Origin of the sequence: Micromonospora sp. NPDC005174, from assembly GCF_040608495.1 — a bacterium.
Taxonomy (GTDB): Bacteria; Actinomycetota; Actinomycetes; order Mycobacteriales; family Micromonosporaceae; genus Micromonospora.
This window is the reverse complement of sequence record NZ_JBEXIJ010000051.1, coordinates 1-11,960: the sequence shown is the minus strand read 5'-3', so window position 1 is coordinate 11,960 and position 11,960 is coordinate 1. Positions and strand designations below refer to the sequence as shown.

General features: G+C 71.7%; 13 protein-coding genes. 3 read left to right on the top strand and 10 right to left on the bottom strand.

Features of this window, described 5'->3' with window-relative positions:
- The first annotated feature begins 94 nt into the window (after positions 1 to 94).
- Positions 95 to 865, top strand: a complete 771-nt coding sequence (gene pgl, locus ABZU91_RS31565) for a 6-phosphogluconolactonase (protein ID WP_355248574.1) — start codon at positions 95 to 97, stop codon at positions 863 to 865.
- A gap of 37 nt (positions 866 to 902) precedes the next feature.
- On the opposite strand, the gene ABZU91_RS31560 is transcribed toward pgl, so the two are convergent.
- From ABZU91_RS31560 to ABZU91_RS31515, 10 genes are all read right to left on the bottom strand, one after another.
- Complete coding sequence (locus tag ABZU91_RS31560; protein WP_355248571.1) at positions 903 to 1,247, bottom strand: RNA polymerase-binding protein RbpA; 345 nt, start codon at positions 1,245 to 1,247, stop codon at positions 903 to 905.
- 139 nt (positions 1,248 to 1,386) lie between these two features.
- Positions 1,387 to 1,647 carry a preprotein translocase subunit SecG gene (secG, locus tag ABZU91_RS31555; protein WP_355049593.1) on the bottom strand — a complete coding sequence of 87 codons (261 nt, stop codon included), beginning with the start codon at positions 1,645 to 1,647 and terminating at the stop codon, positions 1,387 to 1,389.
- Positions 1,648 to 1,742: 95 nt separating this feature from the next.
- Positions 1,743 to 2,534, bottom strand: a complete 792-nt coding sequence (tpiA, locus tag ABZU91_RS31550; protein WP_355248568.1) for a triose-phosphate isomerase — start codon at positions 2,532 to 2,534, stop codon at positions 1,743 to 1,745.
- Positions 2,535 to 2,536: 2 nt separating this feature from the next.
- A complete protein-coding gene (locus tag ABZU91_RS31545; protein ID WP_355248565.1) occupies positions 2,537 to 3,736 on the bottom strand; it encodes a phosphoglycerate kinase in 1,200 nt (399 codons plus the stop codon).
- 52 nt (positions 3,737 to 3,788) lie between these two features.
- On the bottom strand, positions 3,789 to 4,793 hold the full coding sequence (gene gap, locus ABZU91_RS31540; RefSeq protein ID WP_355248562.1) for a type I glyceraldehyde-3-phosphate dehydrogenase: 1,005 nt from the start codon (positions 4,791 to 4,793) through the stop codon (positions 3,789 to 3,791).
- A gap of 265 nt (positions 4,794 to 5,058) precedes the next feature.
- Entirely contained in the window at positions 5,059 to 6,039 is a 981-nt protein-coding gene (gene whiA / locus ABZU91_RS31535) for a DNA-binding protein WhiA (RefSeq protein ID WP_030491583.1), read from the bottom strand.
- A gap of 54 nt (positions 6,040 to 6,093) precedes the next feature.
- A complete protein-coding gene (locus tag ABZU91_RS31530; protein WP_355248559.1) occupies positions 6,094 to 7,143 on the bottom strand; it encodes a 2-phospho-L-lactate transferase CofD family protein in 1,050 nt (349 codons plus the stop codon).
- Positions 7,140 to 8,045, bottom strand: coding sequence for an RNase adapter RapZ (gene rapZ, locus ABZU91_RS31525; protein ID WP_355248557.1), 906 nt, complete (start codon positions 8,043 to 8,045; stop codon positions 7,140 to 7,142). The genes ABZU91_RS31530 and rapZ overlap by 4 nt, the downstream gene beginning before the upstream one ends.
- 156 nt (positions 8,046 to 8,201) lie before the next feature.
- Positions 8,202 to 8,405 carry a DUF397 domain-containing protein gene (locus ABZU91_RS31520; protein WP_355248554.1) on the bottom strand — a complete coding sequence of 68 codons (204 nt, stop codon included), beginning with the start codon at positions 8,403 to 8,405 and terminating at the stop codon, positions 8,202 to 8,204.
- A gap of 24 nt (positions 8,406 to 8,429) precedes the next feature.
- Positions 8,430 to 9,284, bottom strand: coding sequence for a DUF5753 domain-containing protein (locus tag ABZU91_RS31515; protein ID WP_355248551.1), 855 nt, complete (start codon positions 9,282 to 9,284; stop codon positions 8,430 to 8,432).
- Positions 9,285 to 9,426: 142 nt separating this feature from the next.
- On the opposite strand from ABZU91_RS31515, the gene ABZU91_RS31510 reads away from it, so the two are divergent.
- Together ABZU91_RS31510 and recQ are read left to right on the top strand one after the other, a co-directional pair.
- Positions 9,427 to 9,915 carry a hypothetical protein gene (locus tag ABZU91_RS31510; protein ID WP_355248548.1) on the top strand — a complete coding sequence of 163 codons (489 nt, stop codon included), beginning with the start codon at positions 9,427 to 9,429 and terminating at the stop codon, positions 9,913 to 9,915.
- Positions 9,916 to 9,988: 73 nt separating this feature from the next.
- Positions 9,989 to 11,830, top strand: coding sequence for a DNA helicase RecQ (recQ, locus tag ABZU91_RS31505; RefSeq protein ID WP_355248545.1), 1,842 nt, complete (start codon positions 9,989 to 9,991; stop codon positions 11,828 to 11,830).
- The last annotated feature ends 130 nt before the right edge of the window (positions 11,831 to 11,960 follow it).

Genomic DNA, 11,960 nt, shown 5'->3' with positions numbered 1-11,960 from the left:
TCACGTCCCGGCCCTCCACCGCCACCTCCGGACGTCCCGTCCGGGCACGACGCGACAGCGACCGCCCAGCGGTCCGGAAACGAAGGCACAACCCATGAGTGAGGCGAGTGTCGCCGTCCACGCCGACGCCGATCTGCTTGCGCAGGCCGTGGCGGCCCGACTGCTGGTGAAGATCCTCGACGCCCAGGCCGACCGGGGTGAGGCCGCGGTGGTGCTCACCGGTGGTCGCGTCGCCGCCGCCGTCTACCGGGCCGTCGCGCAGTTGCCGGCCCGCGACGCGGTCGACTGGTCCCGGGTCGACGTGTGGTGGGGCGACGAACGGTTCCTGCCCGCCGGCGACCCGGAGCGCAACGAGACCCAGGCACGGGCCGCCCTGCTGGACTCGGTGCCGCTGGACCCGGCCCGGGTGCATCCCATGCCGGCCTCCGACGGCCCGGCCGGCAACGACCCCGAGGCGGCCGCCGCCGCGTACGCCGAGGAGCTGGCTCGCGCCGCCCGGCCGGGGCACGCCACGCTGCCGCACTTCGACGTGCTGATGCTCGGCGTCGGCGAGGACGGGCACGTCGCCTCGGTCTTCCCGGAGCACCCCGTGCACCACGACACGCGGCCGGTCAGCGCGGTGCGGGGCAGCCCGAAGCCGCCACCGGTGCGGACCACCCTCACCCTGGCGGCGATCAACACCGCCGAGGAGGCCTGGCTCGTGGCCGCCGGCACCGACAAGGCACGCGCGGTGGGCATGGCGCTGGCCGGCGCCGGCCACGTGCAGGTGCCGGCCGCCGGCGTGCACGGCGTCGACCGCACCCGCTGGCTGCTGGACCGCGCGGCCGCCGCCGACGTGCCCGCCCGCTTCCGCAGCCTGCGCTGAACGAACGACGGGAGGGCCCCTGGACGGGGTCCTCCCCCTAGCTTTCGCCGCGTCGGCGGCGCAGCGCGGCGAGGGCCTCGGCCAGTAGCGCCTCCCCCTCCTCGGCGGTGCGCCTCTCCTTCACGTACGCCAGGTGACTCTTGTACGGCTCGGCGCGGACCCGCCCGGGCGGATTCTCGGCGTCCAGACCGGCGGGGAGCCCGCAGCGGGGGCAGTCCCACAGCGGCGGCGCCGTGGCGTCGGCCGCGATCCTGATGTCGGTCTGGTGGTCGTTGCGGCACCAGTAGGTGACGGCCTGTCGGGGTGCGGGTTGGTGCCGCTCGTCCGGGCGCATGGGCGCGGACCCGACCCGGGCGCCACGGATGACGTTGCCACTGGGCACGGCTGCTCGCTCCTGTCGTCGGAGGGGACCCGCCGCTTTCGGGGATGGGCGGCGGGCGACGCGGTGCAGCGGAGAAAAGACTGCGCGCGGCCCGTCGAGTGACGGACCGCGCGCAGATTGTACGACTTGGCGGGCCTGCTCAGGTGCCGCTGTTCATCTGGAGACGGAGCCAGAGCCCCAGCCCGACGATCGCCGCGAACCAGACGACACCCACCAGAACGGTGTAACGATCCAGGTTCTTCTCGGCCACCGAGGAGCCGGCGAGGCTGGAGCTGACGCCACCGCCGAACATGCTGGACAACCCGCCGCCCTTACCGCGGTGCAGCAGGATGAGCAGGGTGAGCAGAACGCTCGTGATGACCAGCAACACGATCAACGTGTATGCGAACCAGATCGGCATGGCTGGGGGCAGTCCTCTCGTAGCGATCCTCGCCCGGACAGGTCGGGCACTCCGGCACCGGCCGGTGGACGGGCGGTGTCCAGGATAGCGAGCGATCAGCGAGCGATGTGCTCGGGGAACCGGCAGATCTGCGCGAATTCCTCCGCGTCCAGGCTCGCGCCGCCCACCAGGCCGCCGTCGACGTCCGGCTGGGCCATGATCGAGGCGACGTTCGACGCCTTGACCGAGCCGCCGTAGAGGACCCGTACCGCGTCGGCGGTCTCGGAGTCGAAGCGCTCCGCCAACCGCTGGCGGACCGCCCCGCAGACCTCCTGGGCGTCCTCGGGCGTCGCCGTCTTGCCGGTGCCGATCGCCCAGACCGGCTCGTACGCGATGACGACCTGGCGTACCTGCTCGGGGGTGAGCCCGGCGAGGCCACCGTCGAGCTGGTCCGAGCAGTGCGCCACGTGGGTGCCCTGCTCGCGTACGTCCAGCCCCTCCCCCACGCAGAGGATGGGGGTCAGGCCGTGCGTGAGCGCCGCCTTCACCTTCGCGTTGACCACCGAGTCGTCCTCGTGGTGGTAGGCCCGCCGCTCGGAGTGCCCGACCACCACGTACGTGCAGCCGAGCTTGGCCAGCAGCGGACCGGAGATGTCACCGGTGTACGCGCCGGAGGCGTGCGGCGACAGGTCCTGCCCGCCGTAGCCGATCAGCAGCTTGTCGCCGTCCACCGCCGTCTGCACGGTGCGCAGGTCGGTGAACGGCGGCAGCACCACCGTCTCGACCTCGGTGAGCTGCTTCTCGGTGAGGCTCGCGGCCAGCTTCTGCACGAGCAGGTTGGCCTCGAGGTGGTTGAGGTTCATCTTCCAGTTGCCGGCCATCAACGGCCGGCGGGTCGTGCTCGCCATGCTCAGTTCTCCAGGGCCGCGATGCCGGGGAGGGTCTTGCCCTCCAGGTACTCCAGGGAGGCGCCGCCACCGGTGGAGATGTGACCGAAGCTCGACTCGTCCAGGCCCAACGCCCGCACGGCCGCCGCGCTGTCACCGCCGCCGACGACGCTGAACGCGTCGGCCTTGGTGATCGCCTCGGCGATGCCCCGGGTGCCGGCCGCGAAGGCGGCCATCTCGAACACGCCCATCGGCCCGTTCCAGAAGATCGTCTTCGCCGGGGACAGGGCGGCGGCGAAGCCGGCGACCGTCTCCGGACCGATGTCCAGGCCCAGCCGGTGGCTGGGGATGCCGTCGACGCGGACCGTGTCGTGCGCGGCGTCCGGCGCGAACGCGTCCGCGACCACCACGTCGACCGGGAGCAGGATCTTGCCGTCGGCCCGCTCCAGCAGGTTGCGGCAGGTCTCGACCATGTCCTTCTCCAGCAGCGACGTGCCCACCTCCAGACCCTGGGCCTTGAGGAAGGTGAAGCACATACCGCCACCGATGAGCAGCCGGTCGACAGTCGGCAGCAACGCCTCGATCACGGCGAGCTTGTCGGAGACCTTGGACCCGCCGAGCACCACCACGTACGGCCGCTCGGGCTCACTGGTCAGCTTGGAGAGCACCTCGACCTCACGCAGCACCAGCCGGCCCGCGACGTGCGGCAGCCGCGCCGGCACGTCGTAGACGCTGGCGTGCTTGCGGTGCACGGCGCCGAACGCGTCGTCGACGTACGCGTCGCCGAACGCGGCGAGCTGGTCGGCGAACGCGCCCCGCTCGGCCTCGTCCTTGCTGGTCTCACCCGCGTTGAAGCGCAGGTTCTCCAGCAGGGCGACCTGGCCGTCGGCCAGGTCGGCGACGGTCGAGCGGGCGGAGTCGCCGACCGTGTCGGTGGCGAAGTGCACCGGCGCGCCCAGCAGCTCACCGAGCCGGCCGGCGACCGGGCTCAGGCTGAACTGCGGGTCCGGAGCGCCCTTCGGGCGGCCCAGGTGCGAGCAGACGACCACCTTCGCGCCGGCCTCGACCAGCGCGCCGAGGGTCGGCAGCACCGCGCGGATCCGGCCATCGTCCGTGATGGCACCGGTCTGCTTGTCGAGCGGGACGTTCAGGTCGGCGCGCACCAACACGCGCCGACCCGACACCCCCTCGGCGAGCAGGTCGTCGAGGGTCCGGATGCTCACAGAGCTAGCCCTCCGTTCGTGACTGCGGGGCTCGCAAGCTCACTCCTCGCACTCACAGCGACGAACCGACCAGCTTGACCAGGTCGACGAGGCGGTTGGAGTAGCCCCACTCGTTGTCGTACCAGCCGACGACCTTGACCTGGTTGCCGATGACCTTGGTCAGCGGCGCGTCGAAGATGCACGACGCCGGGTCGGTGACGATGTCGGAGGAGACGATCGGGTCCTCGTTGTAGACCAGGATGCCCTTGAGCGGGCCTTCCGCGGCGGCCTTCAGCGCGGCGTTGACCTCGTCCACGGTGGTCTCGCGGCCGACCTCGACGGTGAGGTCGGTGGCCGAGCCCGTCGGGATCGGCACCCGCAGCGCGTACCCGTCGAGCTTGCCCTTCAGCTCCGGCAGCACCAGGCCGATGGCCTTCGCGGCGCCGGTGGAGGTCGGGACGATGTTCAGCGCGGCGGCCCGGGCGCGACGCAGGTCCTTGTGCGGCGCGTCCTGGAGGTTCTGGTCCTGGGTGTACGCGTGGATCGTCGTCATCAGACCCTTGGTGATGCCGAACGTGTCCTGCAGGACCTTCGCCATCGGCGCGAGGCAGTTCGTCGTGCACGAGGCGTTGGAGATGATGGTGTGCTTCGCCGGGTCGTAGGTGTCGTGGTTGACACCCATGACCACGGTGACGTCCTCGTTCTTCGCCGGAGCGGAGATGATGACCTTCTTGGCGCCGCCGTCGATGTGCGCCTTGGCCTTGGTGCCGTCGGTGAAGAAGCCCGTCGACTCGATGACGACGTCCGCGCCGACCTCGCCCCACGGCAGCGCCGCCGGGTCCTTCTCGGCGAACGCCTTGATGGTCTTGCCACCGACGGTGATCTCGTCGGCGGTGGCCTTGACCTCGTACGGCAGGCGGCCGAGGATGCTGTCGTACTTGAGCAGGTGGGCGAGCGTGCCGTTGTCGGTCAGGTCGTTGACCGCCACGACCTCGATGTCGGCGTCGGACGCCAGCACTGCCCGGAAGAAGTTACGGCCGATTCGGCCGAAGCCGTTGATGCCAACCCGGATGGTCACAGGTCCCATCTCCTTGCGTTCTGGTCCGCCGGCTTGACTCAACGGGCCGGCGGGAATGGTGTGCGCCGACCGTTGGAACCGGCCGTCGACTGTTCATCTCGGCCACCCCGCCGCGCGGTCTGAGGACCTGACCGCCCGAGGCGGTGGGCACGACGAGAAGTGCCGGTGTCGGCCCCCTTGCCGTACTCAGCGACCCTATCCGAGCGCGCGGGACCCCGCTGCGCCGGGTCGTGCTCCCGGCGCACCGTACGGCCCCACCGTCCTATCAGACCACGAGCATGTCGGGCGTGACGGCTGCTTCGGTATCCGGGATGCCGAGGTCCCGGGCCCGCTTGTCGGCCAGCGCCAGCAGACGGCGGATCCGCCCGGCGATGGCGTCCTTGGTCAGCGGCGGGTCGGCGAGCGCCCCCAACTCCTCCAGCGACGCCTGCCGGTGCTCCAGGCGCAGCCTCCCCGCGTCGGTGAGGTGGTTGGGCGCCTCCTCGGCCAGGATCTCCAGCGCCCGGGTGACCCGGGCGGCGGCGGCCACCGCGGCACGCGCCGAGCGCCGCAGGTTCGCGTCGTCGAAGTTGGCCAGCCGGTTGGCGGTGGCCCGCACCTCACGGCGTACCCGACGCTCCTCCCACGCCAACACGCTGGAGTGCGCGCCGATGCGGGTGAGCAGCGCGGCGATCGCGTCGCCGTCCTTGACCACGACCCGGTCCACCCCGCGTACCTCACGGTTCTTGGCCGTGATGCCGATCCGGCGGGCAGCACCGACCAGCGCGAGCGCCGACTCCGGCCCCGGGCAGGTGATCTCCAACGCGCTCGAGCGGCCGGGCTCGGTGAGCGAGCCGTGCGCCATGAACGCGCCTCGCCACGCGGAGACCGCGCAGCAGACGTTCGCCGCCACCACGTGCGGGGGCAGCCCCCGCACCGGCCGGCCGCGCACGTCGAGCAGGCCGGTCTGCCGGGCCAGCGCCTCGCCGTCCTTGACCACCCGGACGATGAAGTGGCTGCCCTTGCGCAGCCCGCCGGAGGCCAGCACGTGGATCTCGCTGGGGTAGCCGTAGACCTCGGCGATCTCCCGGCGCAGCCGGCGCGCCACCGCCCCGGTGTCCAGCTCCGCCTCCACCACCACGCGCCCGGAGACGATGTGCAGCCCTCCGGCGAAGCGCAGCAGCGCGGCCATCTCAGCCCGCCGACAGCAGGGCTTGGGCACGTCGACCCGACTCAGCTCGTCCTTGACCGCAGCCGTCATCGCCATTGTGCGTCCCCTCACGGACCTGTTCCGGCGTGTCGCCGGTGATTACGTACGTGTCTAACGATCGGCACCCAGGACAGGCACCAGCGCGGCGCCCAGGGCAGCCGGATCATGGCGGGGAGTGCCGTCGGTGACGGCGACGGGGGCGAGGACCAGGCGGGCACCCAGCGATTCTGCCGCACGTTCGACCGGTTCCGGGTCACCCACCGCCTTGGCGTCCGCCAGCACGAGATCCACCTTCAGCTCGGGCAGGTACCAGTGCAGCGCCGCCAGATGATCGGCGACCGAGAGGCCGAGGGTCTCCTTCTCCGCGGCCAGGTTGAGCGTGACCAGGCGTCGGGCCGAGCTGGACACGATCGCGTCAGCCAACTGCGGCACCAGCAGGTGCGGCAGGACGCTCGTGTACCAACTGCCCGGCCCGAAGATCAACCAGTCCGCCGCGCCGATCGCGGCCAGGGCCTCGGCGCAGGCGGCCGGGGCGGCCGGGGTCAGCCGCAGCGACTCGACCCGCCCGGTGGTGACCGCCACCTGGTGCTGGCCGCGCACGGTCCGCACCTCGTCCGGGGCGTCCGGGTGGACCCCGCGCACCCGCGCCTCGATGTCGACCGGCTGACGCGACATCGGCAGCACCCGCCCGACCGCGCCGAGCATCGCCCCGGCGTGCTCGAGCGCCGCCACCGGATCGCCGAGCAGCTCCATGAGGCCGCAGAGCACCAGGTTGCCCACCGCGTGCCCGGCCAGCCCGTCGGCCCGGAACGCCGGGTCCGCGTCCGCGCCGGCCGCGTCCCCCGCCGCCGGGGCCGCGTCGGTCCCGGCATCTTCGAGTACGCGGACAGCCTGCGCCGCCGCGAAGCGGTGCTGGAAGAGACCGGCGCTGCGTCGGGTGGCCGGATGGTCACCGGACAGCGCGACCAGGGCCTGCCGCAGGTCACCAGGGGGCAGGCCGCCCCGCTCGGCACGCAGCCGGCCACTGGAACCGCCGTCGTCACCGACCGTCACCACAGCCGTGATGTCCAGGTCGAGTTCCGCAGCGCAGTGCCGCAGCGCGCGCAGCGACGCGGAGAGGCCGTGCCCGCCGCCGAACGCCACCACCCGGCGCGTCGTCATTCCCGCCCCAGGTCGCGGTGCTGGGCGTTGGCCGCCAGCCCCGCCTGGCGCAGCCGGCCGGCCAGCTCCTCGGCGATGGCCACACTGCGGTGCTTGCCGCCGGTGCAGCCAACGGCCACCGTCAGGTACCGCTTGCCCTCCCGCTCGAACCCGGTGGTGGTGGCGTTGACCAGGTCGGCGTACGAGGCGACGAAGGCGTCGGCGCCCTCCTGCCCCAGCACGTACGCGCTCACCGCCTCCTCCCGCCCGGTGTGCTCCCGCAGCTCCGGCACCCAGTACGGGTTGGGCAGGAACCGGGCGTCCAGCACGAAGTCGGCGTCCGGCGGCAGGCCGTACTTGAAACCGAACGACAGCACGGTCACCCGCAGCCGCCGGGCGTCCTCGCCGCCGAACAGCTCCTCGATCCGCCGCCGGAGCTGGTTGACGTTCAGGTGACTGGTGTCGATGATCACGTCGGCCTGGTCACGGGCCTCCTCCAGCAGCCCGCGCTCGACGGCGATACCGTCGGCGAGCCGCCCGTCCCCCTGCAACGGGTGCGACCGCCGGACGCTCTCGAACCGGCGGATCAGGACCTCGGCGTCGGCGTCGACGAACACCACCCGGGGCGAGAAGCCGCGCTCCTTCAGCTCCCGGATCGCGCCGGCCAGGTCGGTGGAGAAGGCCCGCGAGCGCACGTCCAGGACCATCGCCGTACGCCGGGCCGCGCCGCCGGCCTTGAACGCCAGCTCGGCCATGTCGAGCATGAGCGCCTGCGGCAGGTTGTCCACCACGTAGTAGCCGACGTTCTCCAACGCGCGGGCGACGGTGCTGCGACCGCCACCGGACACCCCGGTGACCACCACCAGAGTGGTCTCCGACTCGGCCGTCGGCTGCCCGTCACCGACTGTGTGCGCCTCGCTCACCCGTACCCCCAAGCCGTGGCGCCGCGGCCGCCATCGGCCGCGATTGGTCAATCAGCGACTCTATCCCGCCGATCGGGGTGGGCACGGGCACGCCCGCCGCCGCGCGCCGTGGGTGGGCCGAGGGCGCGGTAGCGCCGGCATCCGGCGACGGAACGTTCAGCCGCGCGGACCGCGCCGCAGACCGGTCACGAACGACGACCAGGCGTCCCGACCGAAGACGAGTGCGGGCCCGCCCGGGTCCTTCGAGTCCCGCACCGCCAGCCCAGCGGAAAGTACGGCCACCTCGACGCAGTTCGAATCGTTCGCGCCGCTACGGCTACTTTTGCTCCAGGAAACCCGTGCCAGCTCCGCGGGGGTCATCGGCAGCGCTCCAAGGTGTCGGACTCAGTCCGGGACCTCGGCAGCGATCCGCGCAAGAAGGTCGGCTGACCGGTCAGGGTCGAGTGCCTTGGCCCGAAGGTGGTCGAACATGAGCTTATATCGGGCCACTTGCCGGTCCTCCTCCAGCAACAGGGTGCTGGAGTCGTTGCTGAGATACACCACCGCCGGGTCGAGCAGCGGGTCGGCGTAGTCCAGCAGGGTGAAGGCTCCGGCCATCGCCGCGTGCGCGCCGGCGGAGAACGGCAGGACCTGGATCTCTACCGAGGGCATCGCGCACGCTTCTGTCAGGCGGGTGAGCTGCGCACGCATCACCTTCGGGCCACCGACCACCCGTCGGACCGCCGCCTCATCCAACACTGCCCACAACGATGGCGGCAGGTCACGCGACAGTAGAGCCTTGCGGGCGAGCCTGGCTGCCACAACCCGGTCGGTCTCGTCCTGGTCGGCGGTGCTGCGGCCCGCTCTGACGATGGCGCGGACGTACTCCTCCGTCTGCAACAGGCCAGGAACGTACAGACACTCGAACGCGCTGATCGACGTCGCCTCGGCCTCGAAGCCGACGAAGTCGTCCGGCAGCACGTCGCCGTACGCGCTCCACCACCCCTTCTGCCGGGACTGCCGGAGCAAGGCGTTCAGCGACTCCCGCTCGCCCTCGGATGCGTCGTAGAGGTCGAGCAGCGGGGGCATGTCCTTGGGCATCACCCGCGAGTGCCCGAGTTCGAAGCGGATGACCTTCGTCCGGTGCCAGCCCAGGATCTTGGCGACCTCCTCGGCGGTGTGCCCGGTGCGGTCCCGCAGGCGGCGCAACTCGCGCCGCAGCCGGCGGGCTCTGATCGTCGGACTGGGTACCTGCGCCATCGCCACCTCCACTCTGAGTGATCGATCCTTACCGAAGAGCGAACGCAATTCAAGCATCTGTTCGAATAAATCATGACGTTGCACTTCTTGCTCGACTGGTCCAGTCTCTTGATGAGCACCCGCTACGGAGAGGCAGGGAATCGTGACGGACAATCGATCGTCTCGCGGGGAGCGGGAGTCACGGCGACCCCGCGACGTCCAGGACGACCTGGCCGCTCTGCTCGACCGGGCCGACGTGTCCGAGCGGGTCCGGGCCGCCATCGCGGTCGCGTTGGCAACGCCGGAGACACTGTCGTCGTACCTCATCTCTCTGGGTCCGGCGGAGCGCGAGCGGCCGGCGGGCCGGCGCTGGACGCTGCATCTGTCCTACCTGGCGACGGACCTGACGGAGGCCCGCGACCAGGCCGTCGTCTACACGGAGGGGTTGACGACCCTGCGCCCCGAGGTGGCCGCCGAGGCCGCGCTGCTGTCCCGGGCCGACGCCTGGCACCACGTCGAGCCGGTGTTCTGCGGCCGGAGCGGCCCCGACAACGAAATCTGCATGGACGTCAGCGGACACCCCGGCTTTCACAGCGCGGCCGGCATCGGCGGGCTCTGCTGGGGCGACGGAGACGGCCTGCCGGGGCAGTGACCGTCGCGGTGCGGCGGACGCGCCGGGCCGACGTGGGGGTGGTGCTGTCGGGGTCGGCTCGTAGACTCCGCGGATGGCTTCCCCGACGGACCTGCGTACCGACGACGCGCTGGCGGTGCTGCGCCGGGTGTTCGGCTACGACGCCTTCCGCGGCTTCCAGCAGCAGGTCATCGACCAGGTCGTCGCCGGCGGCGACGCGCTGGTGCTGATGCCCACCGGCGGCGGCAAGTCGCTCTGCTACCAGATCCCGGCCCTGGTCCGCGACGGCGTCGCCGTCGTCGTGTCGCCGCTGATCGCGCTCATGCAGGACCAGGTGGACGCGCTCACCGCGGTCGGCGTACGCGCCGGTTTCCTCAACTCCACCCAGACCCTGGACGCCCGCCGTCGGGTCGAGGCCGCCTTCGTCGCGGGCGAGCTGGACCTGCTCTACCTGGCGCCGGAGGCGCTCGGCGTCCGGTCCACCCTCGCCCTGCTGGACCGGGGGCGCATCTCCCTGTTCGCGATCGACGAGGCGCACTGCGTGTCCCAGTGGGGGCACGACTTCCGGCCCGACTACCTGGCGCTGTCGATGCTGCACGAGCGGTGGCCGCAGGTCCCCCGCATCGCGCTCACCGCGACCGCGACGAGCGCCACCCGCCGCGAGATCGCCAGCAGGCTGGGGCTCGACGACGCTCGGCACTTCGTGGCCAGCTTCGACCGGCCCAACATCCAGTACCGGATCGTGCCCAAGCGGGAGCCCCGTAAACAGTTGCTGGCGCTGCTGCGCGACGAGCATCCCGGTGACGCGGGCATCGTCTACTGCCTGTCCCGCGCCTCGGTCGACAAGACCGCCGAGTTCCTGACCGCGAACGGGATCGCCGCACTGCCGTACCACGCCGGCCTCGACGCGGTCACCCGCGCCGCCAACCAGCAACGGTTCCTGCGCGAGGACGGGCTGGTCATGGTGGCGACCATCGCCTTCGGCATGGGCATCGACAAGCCCGACGTACGCTTCGTGGCCCACCTCGACCTGCCCAAGTCCGTCGAGGGCTACTACCAGGAGACCGGCCGCGCCGGCCGCGACGGACTACCGGCCACCGCCTGGCTGGCGTACGGCCTCCAGGACGTGGTCCAGCAGCGCAAGATGATCGAGACGTCCGACGGTGACCTCGCGCACCGACGCAACCTCGCCGCGCACCTGGACGCGATGCTCGCGCTCTGCGAGACGGTGCGCTGCCGCCGGGTCCAGCTCCTCGAATACTTCGGCGAGACCTCCACGTCGGCGTGCGGCAACTGCGACACCTGCCTCAACCCACCGGAGTCCTGGGACGGCACGGTCGCCGCCCAGAAGCTGCTCTCGACCGTCTTCCGCCTCGACCGCGAACGCAACCAGCGGTTCGGCGCCGGGCACTGCGTCGACATCCTGCTCGGCAAACAGACCGACAAGATCAACCAGTACGGCCACGACTCGCTGACCGTCTTCGGCATCGGCACCGAGTTGAGCGAGGCCGAGTGGCGAGGCGTCGTCCGGCAACTCCTCGCCGAAGGGCTGCTCGCCGTCGAGGGCGACTACGGCACCCTCGCCCTGACCGAGGCGAGCGCCGACGTGCTCGGCCGCCGCCGTACCGTCACCATGCGCCGCGAACCGGAGAAGCCGGCGTCGAGCCGCTCGTCGAAGCCGCGCGGCTCGTCCACCGTCGTGGCCGAGCTGACCCCGGCCGCCGCGTCCGTCTTCGAGCGGCTGCGCGCGTGGCGGGCGGCCACCGCCAAGGAACAGGGCGTCCCCGCGTACGTCATCTTCCACGACGCCACGCTCCGGCAGATCGCGGGCGACAAGCCCACCTCGCTGGCCGAGCTGTCCCGGGTCAACGGCGTCGGCGAGAACAAGCTCGCCAAGTACGGCGAGCAGATCCTGTCCGTCCTCTCCGACGAATGACCACGGGCACGCCGAAAGGGCCGGGCCCCTGTGGTGGGGTCCGGCCCTTGTCGGTGGTGTTGTGGGTCAGCTGGTGGCGTAGCCGCGGGTGGCGATCCAGTCGGCGAGGTGCTCGACGGTGATGTCGTAG

Excerpts from the sequence above, each read along its gene's own strand:
- pgl (WP_355248574.1), top strand. The coding sequence starts at position 95 with ATGAGTGAGGCGAGTGTCGCCGTCCACGCCGACGCCGATCTGCTTGCG.
- secG (WP_355049593.1), bottom strand. The coding sequence starts at position 1,647 with ATGCCGATCTGGTTCGCATACACGTTGATCGTGTTGCTGGTCATCACG.
- tpiA (WP_355248568.1), bottom strand. The coding sequence starts at position 2,534 with ATGGCGAGCACGACCCGCCGGCCGTTGATGGCCGGCAACTGGAAGATG.
- whiA (WP_030491583.1), bottom strand. The coding sequence starts at position 6,039 with ATGGCGATGACGGCTGCGGTCAAGGACGAGCTGAGTCGGGTCGACGTG.
- ABZU91_RS31530 (WP_355248559.1), bottom strand. The coding sequence starts at position 7,143 with ATGACGACGCGCCGGGTGGTGGCGTTCGGCGGCGGGCACGGCCTCTCC.
- ABZU91_RS31520 (WP_355248554.1), bottom strand. The coding sequence starts at position 8,405 with ATGACCCCCGCGGAGCTGGCACGGGTTTCCTGGAGCAAAAGTAGCCGT.
- ABZU91_RS31515 (WP_355248551.1), bottom strand. The coding sequence starts at position 9,284 with ATGGCGCAGGTACCCAGTCCGACGATCAGAGCCCGCCGGCTGCGGCGC.
- recQ (WP_355248545.1), top strand. The coding sequence starts at position 9,989 with ATGGCTTCCCCGACGGACCTGCGTACCGACGACGCGCTGGCGGTGCTG.